The following is a 12,657-nucleotide window of genomic DNA, read 5'->3' as shown; positions in this document are numbered from 1 at the left end:
CTGAATCTCCTGCTCGCAGATCTATGCGCGTATGATCGCTTACACCCTGTTGTAAGAGTAGGGGGCGCTCCATGAAGTTTCAGCGCCTCCGTGTCCTTGGGTTCAAATCTTTTGTTGAACCTATGGAGTTTGTCATTGAAGACGGCCTGACAGGCGTTGTCGGGCCCAATGGCTGCGGAAAGTCCAATCTTGTAGAAGCGCTGCGCTGGGTTATGGGAGAGAGCTCCTATAAGAACATGCGCGCCTCCGGAATGGATGATGTAATTTTCTCGGGCAGCCTCAACCGCCCGGCGCGTAACACAGCCGAAGTGACGCTCTTTCTCGACAACCAAGATCGAACAGCACCCACTGGATATAACGACAGTGACACGCTGGAAGTCACCCGCCGTATCGAGCGTGAAGCTGGCTCTGTCTATAAGATCAACGGCAAAGACGCTCGTGCAAGAGACGTACAGTTGCTGTTTGCCGACGCCTCCACTGGTGCGCGCTCACCGGCAATGGTGCGACAGGGGCAAATCGGCGAGCTGATTTCGTCCAAACCAACCTCGCGTAGAAAGATTCTGGAAGAAGCCGCAGGTATCTCCGGTCTACACAGCCGCCGGAAAGAAGCAGAAATCCGCCTGCGGGCTGCTGAAACCAATCTGGAGCGATTGGAAGATGTGGTTGTTCAGATTGAGGGGCAACTCGACGGCCTGAAGCGGCAGGCAAGACAAGCCACCCGCTACCGCAACCTCTCTTCAGAAATTCGCAAAGCCGAAGCAACGATCCTGTATCTGCGCTGGCAGGAAACAACAGCCGCGCTGGACGCAGCCCGCAAGCAATATGCGGATGCTGAGATCGGAATGCGGGACATCGCAGGCCTGCAGGCGTCTACAGCGAAAGAGCAAGCACTTGCCGCCCATGAAATTCCAAAGCTCAGAGAAGCCGCAGGCGGCGCCGCTGCCGCGCTCCAGCATCTGATTATCGCGAAAAACGATCTTGAGTCAGAAGACCGCCGGATTAAGGAAAAGCTGTTGGACCTTCAGGCGCGTCTTGCTCAGATGGAGCAGGACATCGACCGTGAAGCCCAGCTTGCCAGCGAAAACACCAGTCATCTGGAAGAGCTGGAAGAGGAAAAACAAGAACTCCTCGAAGCTGCCGAGACTTTGGACGAGCGGGCGGCTGAAGCCGAAGAACTGGTGTTGATCGCAGAAGACAATCTCGATGCCAGCGAGATGAAACACTCGCGGATCACACAGGATCACGCCAGCCTTCTCGCCAAGCACACCCAGCTCGACAATCAGATCTCAGGCATTCGCCAGAAGAGCGCCCGCTTTAAAGAAGAGGCAGACCGCTTCAAAGGCCAGCTTGAAGCTGTTGAGGCAGATATTAAAGCGGCCAGTGGCCCAAGCGATAAGCGCGAAGAGCTGGAAATGGCTCTGGAAGAACTGGCAGAAGCAGAAGAAACCGCAGTCGAAGCTGAAGAGACACTGGCAACGGCGCGCGAAACGGAAAACAACTGCCGCACTCCATTGAATGAAGCACATTCAGCTCTTTCCAGATATGAGACAGAAGCCAAGACACTGCAGGCCGTCCTCTCTGCTGGCCAAAGCGGAGACTGGACACCCGCTGTAGACCGCATGAGCGTAAACCCGGGATTGGAAACAGCGCTGGGTGCCGCCTTGGGCGAAGACCTTGATGCTGCAATGGAAGAAGATGCTCCCGTTCATTGGAGCCTGAATGCGGGGGCGGGCAGTGATCCTGCCCTTCCAGCAGGTGCAGCACCACTTTCCGAATATGTGCAGGCGCCCAATGAGCTGGCACGCCGTCTTGCTCAGGTTGGGCTGATTGAGGCTGAACACGGCTCAGCTTTGCGCAAAGAGCTGAAAGTTGGCCAGCGACTGGTCAGCAAGCAAGGGGATCTGTGGCGCTGGGATGGTTTGATCATCGCAGCAGACGCACCAACACCAGCTGCACAACGTCTTGCACAAAGAAACCGCTTGGCGGAACTGGAAGACCTTGTCGAACAGACGAGGGATCTGGTGGAAGAAAAGAAAGAAGCGCTGGAAACCGCGACCGAGCATCGACGTCAAGCCGAAGTTACTGAGCAGGATATGCGTCAGAAACTGCGTCTGGAGCAATCTCGCATTGTCGCCTTGCGGGAAGAGCTCGCGACTGCTGAGCGTGCCTTAACAGAATTGTCTGTTCGTAAAACAACGCTTGAAGAACAGCTCCGCCGCGCAAATGAAGATTATGAAGAGACTGCAGCCTCGCTCGAAGAAGCCGAGAGCGCTCTGGAAGAGCTGCCGGATATTGCAGGCGTAACAGCTGAACTGGAAAGCGCGTCCAAAGATGTTTCCACCTGCCGCAGCAAACTGGCAGAGGCCAAAGGAGCCACCGATGCGCTGAAGCGGGAAGGGGAGCTGCGTGCGCGGCGCCTTGAAACCATCGAACGCGACAGACAGAATTGGGTTCAGCGCGCGCAAAACGCAGACAAGCAAATCTCCGTCCTGCGCCAGCGCCGCGATGATGCCGCAGAAGAACGTCTCATTCTGTTGGAGAGCCCGGAGGAGATCGAGCTCAAACGTCAGGACCTGATGAATGGCCTCACATCTGCAGAGAGTGCACGCAAAGCAGCTGATGACAAACTCGCGGAAGGTGAAAAGCGCCAGCTGATAGCCGACCAGAAGGCCCGTGAAGCCATGGAAGGCTTATCTGGCGCTCGCGAGCGCAAGGTCCGTGCCGAAGAGCGCCTTGAAGCAGCCAAAGAGCGCCGCCTGGAAATTGAGCGCCGCGTGGATGAGGTGCTGGAAGTCAATGTCTCTCGTCTGCATGAGATGGCCGGCCTGTCACCAGATGCGCCTTTGCCGGATGCCGAAGGCGCCGAACGCAAGCTTGATCGTTTGAAGGCTGAGCGGGAACGTCTTGGAGGCGTAAACCTGCGTGCCGATGAGGAAATGCAGGAAATTACGGAGCAGCGAGACACGCTGATCACCGAAAGAGACGACCTGATTGAGGCCATCAGGAAGTTGCGCACAGGAATCATGAACCTGAACAAGGAAGCGCGAGAGCGGCTCTTGAGCTCTTTTGATCAGGTCAACGACCACTTCAAGCGTTTATTCACACACTTGTTCGGCGGCGGAACGGCAGAGCTGAAACTGGTGGATGCGGAAGACCCTCTCGATGCTGGTTTGGAGATCTTTGCACGCCCTCCGGGCAAGAAGCCCCAGACCATGACACTGCTTTCAGGTGGTGAGCAGGCCCTCACCGCCATGGCGCTCATATTCGCAGTTTTCCTTACAAATCCTGCCCCAATCTGTGTTCTGGATGAGGTTGACGCTCCGTTGGACGATGCCAATGTTGAGCGTTATTGTGCTTTGCTGGAGGATATGGCGCAGAACACGGCAACGCGTTTCACCGTCATCACACACAACCCGATTACCATGGCGCGCATGTCCAGATTGTTCGGTGTAACCATGGCTGAAAGAGGGGTCTCACAGCTCGTTTCGGTAGATCTTGAGACGGCTGAACGATTCACCGAACCGGCCTAAAATAGGGTACAATACGGCCTTGAAAGTATCCTTTATACGTATTCTCTGTTAGAAACTCTGGAAACCCTTTAGATATCAGTTATTTAGCTTAAGTAGCTCTAACCTTGACAGTGCAGATCACGAGCATTATGGTGCCCCCGACTTTCAGGGGCATCCATGTCTTTGAACTATCTGCCGGTATCTAGGAAGAATGAACATGTCTCCCGATGAGAATAAGCAGAGTGAAAAAGACATGAAAGAAACTGATCGTCACCTGTCTGAGCGGCTAGAAAAGCTCGGCAAAACGTTGGATACACGCTTGGACGAAGCCTCTGCTAAAGAGGAACCGAACAAGACCAGCGCGATGTCAGGCTTGTCACAGGCTTGGAAGATGTCTTCCGAGTTTATTGCCGCTATCTTTGTCGGGGGGGCACTCGGCTGGATGGCGGATAGCTGGATCGGGACCAAGCCGTGGGGGATGATAATTCTCCTTATGCTTGGCTTTGTTGCGGGAATATTAAACGTCCTTCGGGAGGCGGGCAAAGTCGCCGGTCCTGAAAGACGGATGAATTCCGGCAAGAAGCAGGACTAACTAATTCATCGCGCTCTTGCGCTCGTAAATTGGCACTTCAGGGGTACTACCTGTGGCTGGAAATTCAGGCAACGCGATCGATCCGATCCACCAGTTTCATATCTCCAAGATCTTTCCTGTGGAGATTGGCGGTGTTGATTTCTCCTTTACCAACGCTTCCTTGTTCATGGTTGTCACCGTCGCTGTAGCGACCTTGTTCCTCGTTCTGTCTACCAACAGACGTGGTCTGGTCCCAAGCCGCGCTCAACTCATGGCGGAAATGTCCTACGAGTTTGTTGCTGCCACATTGCGAGGATCAGCAGGCAATGACGGAATGCGGTTCTTCCCGCTCGTCTTCTCCCTGTTCATGTTCGTATTCGTTGCAAACATGCTCGGGATGTTCCCATACTTCTTCACCGTTACAAGTCAGATCATCGTGACATTTGCACTCGCAATTCTCGTGATTGGCACTGTAACGATCTACGGTTTCTTCAAGCACGGTGCAGGCTTCCTTAAGCTGTTCGTCCCAAGTGGCGTTCCTGCTGGGGTTATTCCTCTGGTCTCCGCGATTGAAGTTATCTCTTTCCTTTCACGTCCAGTTAGCTTGTCCGTTCGTTTGTTCGCAAACATGCTTGCTGGTCACATCACTCTGAAGGTTTTTGCAGGTTTTGTTGTCATGCTCACCGGCTTCGGTGCAGTTGGCATCGCATCTGCGATCCTGCCTCTGATACTCACAGTTGCCATCACGGCTCTTGAGTTCCTCGTGGCATTCCTTCAGGCCTACGTCTTTACCGTTCTTACGTGCATGTATCTTGCAGATGCGCTCCATCCGAGCCACTAAGTAACGTGTAGAATCCGGGTTTCAAACCCAAAACAAAGTCATAGACGAATTTGCTAGTTTAGGAGCACTTGTCATGGAAGCAGAAGCAGCAAAATACATCGGTGCCGGTATCGCATGCCTTGGTATGGGTGGTGCAGCTCTCGGTCTTGGTAACATCTTCGGCAACTTCCTTGCCGGCGCACTGCGCAACCCATCTGCTGCAGATGGACAGTTTGGCCGCCTCATCCTCGGCTTTGCTGTGACCGAAGCTCTCGGCATCTTCTCCCTTCTCGTCGCACTTCTGCTGCTGTTCGCAGTATAATCGACGACAACGATTAGAGCGTTTTATGATGACGGTTCCTCATGGTAGGGACCGTCTCTAAAATCATAAAACGTTACGAAGAGCGTTCACGGAGAAGTTGATGTCGAATACTCAAGGCAACCTGAATACAACTGCCGAAGTTGGCATTGTAGAGGAGGGCGGTAGCTTTCCTCCGTTCGACAGCACGACTTACCCGTCTCAGCTGTTGTGGTTGGTTCTTTCCTTCGGCGTTTTCTACTGGGTAATGTCGAAAGTGGTCCTCCCACGCATCGGCGGTATCCTTGAAGATCGTCGCGATCGCATCGCAGGTGATATGGCAGAAGCATCCCGTCTCAAACAAGAGACAGATGAAGCCATTGCATCCTACGAAAGTGCTCTAGCTGAAGCGCGCAAAAAAGCCACTACCATGGCTCATGATGCACGTTCTAAGGTGAAAGCAGAAACAGAAAGCGCCCGCGCAGCGGCTGAAGAGCAGCTGGCAGCCAAGCTTTCCGAATCTGAACAGAGCATTTCCAAGATCACAGCTGAAAGCCTGTCTCATGTTGGCGAAATCGCCGCCGAGACAACAGGCGAGCTTGTAAAGGCACTTATCGGTGGCCGTGCTCCAGCGAAAGCTGAAGTTGCCAAAGCCGTTGATGCTGCACTTAAGTAAGGGGTGACAGAATGTTCGATGCAAGCCTTTGGGCACTCGTTGGTCTCATCCTCTTCTTTGCCCTGCTGTGGTACCTGAAAGTACCTGGCAAGGTTGGTGCAATGCTTGACCAGCAAGCGGACAACATCAAGCAAGAGCTTGAAGGCGCCCGTAAGCTGCGTGAAGAAGCTCAGGCTCTGATGGCCGAGTACCAGCGCAAGCGTAAAGAGGCTGAAGCGGAAGCAGATCAGATTGTTGCTGACGCAAAAGTTGAAGCTGATCGTCTGGCTGAAGAAGCCAAGGCAGCTCTCGAAGAGATGATTGCACGTCGCACCAAAGCAGCCGAAGCGAAAATCGCTCAGGCTGAAGCAAATGCGATTGCACAGGTTCGCTCCCGTGCTGCAGATGTTGCAGTTCAGGCAGCTGAAACCATCGTCGCTTCCAGCACTGCCAAAGAAGAAATTCAGGATAAAGTGCTCAAGCAGAGCATCAAACAGGTTTCTGAAAACCTGAATTGATCCTCAGAATTTCTGACAAGAATATCAAAAAAGGCTCCCGAATTTCGGGAGCCTTTTTCTTTGTCTAAACATTACTTGGCTTCAGCGTCCTGATAACAAACTAGACATGCCATTCAGCAAGTCCCAACCGCTCTGAGGTGTCGATTTTAATTGGCAATGGGCTGTCATCCGGCTGGTGCATCAAAACAACGTCCGCTTCCGTGCAGTGCGTCAACAATGCAATGATGCTGCCTGAGCTGAACGCATCAGCGTGTATGGTGTTCCCGGGCACCAGAATACCGCTGCCATGTGGAACAAGGAAGTTTGTGAGAGCAAACTGATCTTCTTCAAGCTGCGTCCCTACAGTGATCACAATCTCACTCTGTTCAGAAGCTGGCATGAACACATGCGGGAAGTCGTGCGTTTCAATAAAGAAGCCATTCGCAACATCCAGCCGGTATTGTGGGTAGGCCTTGCCGAACTCATACTCAACGGCATTGAGGTTTCCATCAAACTTCAGCGGAACAGTCTGTCCCTCATCAAAGATTTTGACACCAAAGGCCGCTGCGATGTCATCCCTGTTTGGACTGATTGGCGTCACAAGTGGAATATCGAGGCTCGTCTCAGCAGAGGCAAACAACCCGCTTGCGCCAAACACATTTCCAGGCGCAGGCACCTGCACGGTTGAAGCATCCAGCCATCTGCCCTGCGTTTGCAGATATGATCCATCCGGCAAATTCGCGATGTCAGCAGGGGAGGCAGTAACTGACTTGTGTGTTCCGGCTGTTTCCTGAGCTGGTGAGGCGCTGGTTAGGAACGGGGCTTTAGCAGACAACACTGCATCTCTGCCGCCTTCCACGACGTTGTGAAGCGCGTTTGTCGTCATTCCGAGTTTGTCATTCACCATGCGATGCACAGAGACCGCAGCAAGACTGGAATCCACTTGCCGCTCCGGAATAGCAGGATTGTATTTTACGTTGATACCAAGATCTCCAAGATGACGTTCCTTATACGTCTCTTGCAGATCAGCAAGCTTGGCAGTGTTTTGAACCGCCTGTGGTTGGACTGGGAGGGTCTCGTTCCGCACGGCACCTGTGATAGCTGGCATTTCAATGCTCCTGAATTTAGAGTTGCAATGCCGCCATGATGTGAGCTGTTACGCCTCTGGGTTGTGTTAAAATGCACTCAGAGGCGAGTAAGTGCCGCTAGGTCATTCAACTCTGCGTTATAATGCGAGAGCATTGGAAAAGCCTGTGTGCTTGAGTTCAACGCAAGAACTCCTCTTTTTAATTAGCTCTGACGGCTAGTCGATATCATCGCTGACAGTACGAAACACACATTTCCATGCACAATTCTAAGCGATCACATGAACACCAATAGTGGCGTCCCTAAAAGAAGTGCCGACCTCCCACGAATTGCGGAAAATTCTGCCGCGAGGGCTAAATGAGTACTTTAAGAACGCCAGTTTCCTGCACTTTTTAGTGGCATATATATTGCTTTATTGAATTCTGAATTTTGCTTAATTTATGAGTTTTGACCAAATGATGAGCCACGCTAATTTTTCACTCGCCAAACCACTCACTTCTGTTCGCATTGAGGTTGATGAAGGAAGGCAAGTCAACGCCGAAGAAGCGCGCAGTTTTATTAGGTTGGCAAATGCGGAGATAGATAAATTCTACACGAAGGGCGCACCAATCAAAATATCCACGAGCGGATCATCGGCGGAGATGATCGACATACAGCGTTTACTTCTGCAAACGCAGGAAACTTGGCAAAAGCACTTTGGATAAGCTGCGGACAGCTCTGAAATCCTTTTAGTTCAGCTAAGTCATGTCGCACTCTTTCTGACTTCGGAGAGATGCGTGGCTAAATTGTCTCCAAGTTTACCCCTACTGCGAGGCTGTCGAGTTTGCTTTGTACGTGCTTCAATGTGATGGTGTCGTTTACAGCTTGAACGCAACCTTCAAAGCCAGGAAACAGCTTTGCAGAATCCATATTATGCTGCTTCAAAATACGAAGTAGCTTTGGAACTTCCAAAATGGGGAGAGTCACACACTCCAAAATCATTTGGAGGCGATCTGCATTGCTAAGATCCTTATGCACTTCCAAGAAACGATGGCAGCAGAGTATTGCTTCATCAAGAGGCAGGTTTACTTTGTCTAAGTGTGCCCATTTTTCATTCATGATGTGTGGTTGGTGTAATGTAAATGCACCGAGCTGCGCGACGATATTTTTGTTACTTTGTGTCGGAGGTTCAACAAAGTCGATATCAAATGGCATCGCTTTACGTGAGTATTCATTCTTTAGACAAGCCATTGCATTTTTAGAAATCGACTTAGCTCGGTCTCTGTTCAGTACCCAAACATGAATTTGTTGAAATGATAGTTCTTTTAAAAAGTTGTCATCGGCTCTTGCTCTAGGCTGCCCTTCTCTTAGCAGCTCATTAAGTATATTTAACGCGCCTGAAGCGGCAAACGTCATGGCAGCTCCAGAAGAGCGTGTCCAATCTAGTAGCCTGGTTTTCATCCCGTAATGCTGTGCTAAGGCAATCAATTCGCGTAGATTTTCATTTGGAAACCAAGGCGATAAGTTCGTACAAGAGTTCTCGTCAGCCTCCATAAGGCTGCGATGAACTTCACTAGGAACTCTAGGCAGATCTAACCCCAACTCTGTCGCCCTACGATAGAATTCAATAAGGATTGCTAGTTCTTTGTTGCCACGAAATGGTTTTACGTTGTCAAACCACGGCATAGCATCAGGGCGTAAAGCAGATGGAATAAGTTTGAAAGAGGCGTCTTTATGTCCTCTAAAAAGTAAACGACCTTCTTGGTCTGGATCTGCAGTCTGACGTTTGATGAGATAATCGTAAAATTCTTGAGCAGTAAGGGTTGGTTGAGTACGGACAATAGATTTAAGATCAGATTTCATGAAAAAGACCTGCTTCTTTAAGTACAATAATATGATGTCTTTTCTTACCCCTCAATCATCTCCCGAATAGGTCGGAAGGAACAGCGGTGAAGCGGGGTTACGCCGTGTGCTGCCAGTGCTTCCTGATGCTGTTTGGTGCCGTAGCCTTTGTGTTTGGCAAAGCCGTACTCCGGGAAGTACCTGTCCATCTTCACCATCAGACGGTCTCTCGTCACCTTGGCAACGATGGAAGCAGCTGAGATGGCGAGGCAGCGGCCATCACCCTTGATCAGCGCTTGCCCTTCCTGCGGCAGGTGATGGGGCACATCTTTGCCATCAATGAAGAACCGTTTCACCGGAACATTCAGCGAGCGGGCGCAAGTGCGCATACCTTGCAGCGTTGCTTCTCGAATGTTGATCCGGTCAACGGTCCGCGCGCTTTGCACGCACACACTCACATCAGCCATCTCAAGGATCTGCTCAAAGAGCTCCTCGCGCTTGGCCTCGGTCAACTTCTTGGAATCGTTCAGTCCCTCTGGCAGGTTGTCGTAGTCAAGGCTGGCAGCAGCAACCACCACAGGGCCAGCCCATGGTCCGCGCCCGGCTTCATCAATACCGGCAAACCGCCCTTGCAGGTCTTGCTCAACAGAGCGCTCAAAGCGCAGGTCAGGAGCATCAGGAAAGGCGATATCAAAGAGGGAGTTTGCAAAATACGACATGCCCCTCATTGCCATGCAGCCCAGCAGCTTTCAAGCATCAAAACACGCCTCGTCTACAGCAATGAAAGCTGCACACCGCCGCAAGTTGGTTTGATGAAATGGTCACAGGACAACTTCATTGAGCGCGAGGATAAACCCTTGCTCTTGCACGCCAGCTGAAAGCGCTTTGCCAGCTGGTCAGCGTAAGGACCTTTACCCTTGAAGCGCTGCGTCCACTGAGCGTCATAGTCTTTTCCATCACGCATGGAACGCAAAAGGCTCAGCACACGCCGGTAACTGCCCGGAGCTTCCCGCAAAAGCCATTCCTTGAAGAGTTCAGAAACCTCGCGAGGAAGACGCAGCAAAATGTAACTGGCCTCTGTCGCACCATGCTCCTTACAAACCTCAAGAATGCTCTCAAGTTCATGATCCGTCAGTCCAGGAATGATCGGAGCTGCCAGCACAGCGGTTGGAATACCCGCATCAGACAGTGCCTTGATCGCTTGCAAACGGCGAGGCGGCGTTGACGCGCGCGGTTCAAGGCTCCGCGCGATCTTCCGGTCCAGCGTGGTCACAGAAATTGCAACCTTTGCCAGATTACGCTCTGCCATTTCGCTGAGAATATCGATGTCCCGCATGACCAGCGCGGACTTGGTGACAATGGTCACCGGATGGCCCGTCTTGTTCAAAACCTCCAGAACATCGCGCATGATTTTGTGCGTACGTTCAATCGGCTGATAGGGATCAGTGTTGGTGCCAATCGCTATGGGTTTGGGTTGATAAGAGGATGCACCCAGCTCCCGCTCGAGCACCTGTGCTGCATTGGGCTTGGCAAACAAGCGGCTTTCAAAATCCAGCCCTGGCGACAGGCCCATATACGCATGGGTTGGCCGCGCAAAGCAGTAGATGCAGCCATGCTCACAGCCCCGATACGGATTGATTGAGCGATCAAAAGGTAGGTCAGGAGAGCTGTTCTTGGTTATCACATGCCGTGCAGTTTCAATCTGCACTTCTGTCTTGATCGGAGGAAGTTCATCAATTGTTCCCCAGCCGTCATCCATCAGTTCCCGGCTTTCCGCCTCAAACCGGCCAGCCTTGTTGGAATGTGCCGCACGGCCCCGACCTGTCATGTTGACCGGAAGCGAAGATCCCAAAGGATCAGTGGCCTCAGTTTCGGCCCTGTGATTTTGTGCAGTTGACATGGGGCATGCACTTTCATCTTCTTATGAGAACATAAGTGGAACATTGCTCAAAATATCTGGATTTGCAAGCCTTTACTTTCCAAAGCTAAGGCAAATCACTGTAAGCTGTTGGAATGATTAGCGCACTTATTCCCACCTATAACAGCGAGCACCGGCTGGTGCTCACCCTGTCCGCTCTGGTCCCGGCTTCCGCAGAAGGCATCCTGAAAGAAGTTATTATCACCGACGAAGGCTCATCTGATGGGACAGAGATCGTCGCGGATGCCAGCGGTGCGGATTTCGTCAGCACCACCACAAAATCTGGCTCCGCTCTGGCCGAAGGGCTCAAACGGTGCACCCGTTCCAACTGGGTTTTGCTCATCCAACCCGGCGCTATTCTGCAAGCGGGCTGGCAGGCAGAAGCCGCATCCTTCATAGAGCGCGCGGAGCGGGTCGGAACTGAGCAGAATCTGGTCGGTGTGTTTCCCAGTCGAACAGAAGAATTCGGCACTGTGGCACAATTCAAGCAGAAACTTATCACCCTCAGGCATCGCTTGCTGAAAGCGTCATGCCACCAGCTCCCCATGCTGATCTACAAAGACCACCTGCAACAAGCTCTGGCGAACGAGTCAGGAGTGAACCGGCAGGCTCAGCTCCAGAAGGTTTTGAGGGCTAGCCGGGTCCATTGGTTGAACGGTACAGTGATCTTTCAACATACGGCGAGATAACGCGGTACCAGCTTGGAGGGCTCATGGATTGGAATCGACACCTGAACCAATACTGCGAGCGCACCTCCGCTGCATTCTGGTCTGAGCCACTCAATGCAGTGAGCAACGCTGCTTTTATCATTGCAGCGCTGATTGCTCTTCAATTCTGGTTGAACGCACGTAGCAACGCAAAAAAAACGCATTCAACGCAAACCAACGCACAAGATAACGCAGCTTTGGTTCTCATTGCTCTGTTGACCATAATTGGGATCGGGTCGTTCCTGTTCCACACCTTCGCAACCTTCTGGTCTATGCTGGCTGATGTCATCCCGATTGCGATCTTCATGCTGGTTTACTTCTACCTTGCCACGCGTCGATATATGGGTGCCAACCTCTTGATATCACTGAGCGCAACGCTGCTCTTCTTTGGGGCAATGGCATTTGGCCCAAGGCTGTTTGAGGGGATACTCGGATCCACCGCTGGCTACTCCCCGGCACTCCTCGCAATCCTGCTTTTTGCATGCCTGACCCGTAGCAAAAACAGGCAAACATCCAACGCTCTGTTAGCCGCAGGCGTGGTCTTCGCACTTTCTATGAGTTTCCGGATTTTGGACGAACCAATTTGCTCGATTTTGCCAGTTGGAACACATTCCTTGTGGCATATTTTGAATGCAATTGTTTTGCTTATTCTAATTCGCGCATTTATACGCTTTAAGACGTATTGAGATACTGCAAAATCCTAGGCGATGGTCTAGGTTTTGCAAAACTGCGACATCTGAACCGGAAGTCATAGTGATTCCCGGTGGCGAGCCGC

General features: G+C 51.9%; 13 protein-coding genes. 9 read left to right on the top strand and 4 right to left on the bottom strand.

Translation table 11 applies throughout. The features are described 5' to 3' along the window. Nucleotides 1-71 precede the first annotated feature (71 nt). From smc to DHN43_RS04495, 6 genes are all read left to right on the top strand, one after another. Entirely contained in the window at nucleotides 72-3,530 is a 3,459-nt protein-coding gene (smc, locus tag DHN43_RS04520) for a chromosome segregation protein SMC (RefSeq protein WP_108817845.1), read from the top strand. A gap of 196 nt (nucleotides 3,531-3,726) precedes the next feature. Further along, the gene (locus DHN43_RS04515; RefSeq protein ID WP_108817844.1) at nucleotides 3,727-4,101 is read left to right on the top strand and encodes an AtpZ/AtpI family protein; all 375 of its coding nucleotides are present in this window, start codon (nucleotides 3,727-3,729) and stop codon (nucleotides 4,099-4,101) included. 52 nt (nucleotides 4,102-4,153) lie between these two features. Beyond that, the gene (locus DHN43_RS04510; RefSeq protein WP_063287232.1) at nucleotides 4,154-4,921 is read left to right on the top strand and encodes a F0F1 ATP synthase subunit A; all 768 of its coding nucleotides are present in this window, start codon (nucleotides 4,154-4,156) and stop codon (nucleotides 4,919-4,921) included. 73 nt (nucleotides 4,922-4,994) lie between these two features. Next, complete coding sequence (locus DHN43_RS04505; protein WP_008549639.1) at nucleotides 4,995-5,222, top strand: F0F1 ATP synthase subunit C; 228 nt, start codon at nucleotides 4,995-4,997, stop codon at nucleotides 5,220-5,222. A 100-nt stretch (nucleotides 5,223-5,322) separates the two neighbouring features. After that, nucleotides 5,323-5,874 carry a F0F1 ATP synthase subunit B gene (locus DHN43_RS04500; protein ID WP_063302419.1) on the top strand — a complete coding sequence of 184 codons (552 nt, stop codon included), beginning with the start codon at nucleotides 5,323-5,325 and terminating at the stop codon, nucleotides 5,872-5,874. Nucleotides 5,875-5,885: 11 nt separating this feature from the next. Further along, nucleotides 5,886-6,371, top strand: coding sequence for a F0F1 ATP synthase subunit B family protein (locus tag DHN43_RS04495; protein ID WP_057462886.1), 486 nt, complete (start codon nucleotides 5,886-5,888; stop codon nucleotides 6,369-6,371). Nucleotides 6,372-6,471: 100 nt separating this feature from the next. Here DHN43_RS04495 and DHN43_RS04490 read toward each other — a convergent pair whose 3' ends face one another. Further along, nucleotides 6,472-7,458 (bottom strand): hypothetical protein, encoded by a 987-nt coding sequence (locus DHN43_RS04490; protein WP_208994820.1) that lies wholly within the window; start codon nucleotides 7,456-7,458, stop codon nucleotides 6,472-6,474. Nucleotides 7,459-7,876: 418 nt separating this feature from the next. Between DHN43_RS04490 and DHN43_RS04485 the strand changes: the two genes are divergently transcribed. Next, nucleotides 7,877-8,140, top strand: coding sequence for a hypothetical protein (locus DHN43_RS04485; protein ID WP_208981728.1), 264 nt, complete (start codon nucleotides 7,877-7,879; stop codon nucleotides 8,138-8,140). 76 nt (nucleotides 8,141-8,216) lie between these two features. On the opposite strand, the gene DHN43_RS04480 is transcribed toward DHN43_RS04485, so the two are convergent. Genes DHN43_RS04480 through DHN43_RS04470 form a run of 3 tightly spaced genes read right to left on the bottom strand, consistent with a single transcriptional unit; the run spans nucleotide 8,217 to nucleotide 11,157 of the window. After that, a complete protein-coding gene (locus DHN43_RS04480) occupies nucleotides 8,217-9,278 on the bottom strand; it encodes an FRG domain-containing protein (protein ID WP_159096784.1) in 1,062 nt (353 codons plus the stop codon). Nucleotides 9,279-9,322: 44 nt separating this feature from the next. Beyond that, the gene (locus tag DHN43_RS04475) at nucleotides 9,323-9,976 is read right to left on the bottom strand and encodes a ribonuclease HII (RefSeq protein WP_108817842.1); all 654 of its coding nucleotides are present in this window, start codon (nucleotides 9,974-9,976) and stop codon (nucleotides 9,323-9,325) included. Between the two features lie 53 nt (nucleotides 9,977-10,029). Then, the gene (locus DHN43_RS04470; protein WP_108817841.1) at nucleotides 10,030-11,157 is read right to left on the bottom strand and encodes a PA0069 family radical SAM protein; all 1,128 of its coding nucleotides are present in this window, start codon (nucleotides 11,155-11,157) and stop codon (nucleotides 10,030-10,032) included. A 113-nt stretch (nucleotides 11,158-11,270) separates the two neighbouring features. Between DHN43_RS04470 and DHN43_RS04465 the strand changes: the two genes are divergently transcribed. Both DHN43_RS04465 and DHN43_RS04460 read left to right on the top strand, forming a co-directional pair. Beyond that, nucleotides 11,271-11,864, top strand: coding sequence for a glycosyltransferase (locus DHN43_RS04465; protein WP_108817840.1), 594 nt, complete (start codon nucleotides 11,271-11,273; stop codon nucleotides 11,862-11,864). Between the two features lie 23 nt (nucleotides 11,865-11,887). After that, the gene (locus DHN43_RS04460; RefSeq protein WP_108817839.1) at nucleotides 11,888-12,568 is read left to right on the top strand and encodes a ceramidase domain-containing protein; all 681 of its coding nucleotides are present in this window, start codon (nucleotides 11,888-11,890) and stop codon (nucleotides 12,566-12,568) included. Nucleotides 12,569-12,657: the final 89 nt, after the last annotated feature.

The organism is Pseudovibrio sp. Alg231-02, from assembly GCF_900143565.1.
Taxonomy (GTDB): domain Bacteria; phylum Pseudomonadota; class Alphaproteobacteria; order Rhizobiales; family Stappiaceae; genus Pseudovibrio.
This window is presented reverse-complemented; position numbering and strand designations above follow the sequence as displayed.